General features: G+C 43.9%; 1 pseudogene. It reads right to left on the bottom strand.

Going from position 1 to position 244, the window contains the following annotated elements:
* A pseudogene (locus A3712_RS23075) lies at positions 1–244 on the bottom strand (glycerol-3-phosphate 1-O-acyltransferase PlsB); the annotation flags it as partial.

The following is a 244-nucleotide window of genomic DNA, read 5'->3' as shown; positions in this document are numbered from 1 at the left end:
CAATAGAAGAGGCTGGGACGTAATCATCATCTTGTAGCAGCGTTTTACGTGAAGAGATGAAAACGTAGCGTGGCAGTGATTTACCACCGATTTCAAGCTTGCTTAACGGATCCGGTAAACCCAGTTCTAGCGCATGCTTTTGTAGTGTCAGTAGGTCGACGCTTGAGCGAAACGGTAAGGCGAATACAATTGGTTTGCCTAAATCAATGTTCAAATCTTCAACTGGATTAGAAGGGATTGATGT

The sequence above is a fragment of the Vibrio sp. HI00D65 genome, assembly GCF_001635455.1.
In the GTDB taxonomy this organism is placed as follows: domain Bacteria; phylum Pseudomonadota; class Gammaproteobacteria; order Enterobacterales; family Vibrionaceae; genus Vibrio.
Note: the sequence above shows the minus strand (reverse complement) of the source record. Positions and strands in the feature narration are given on the sequence as shown.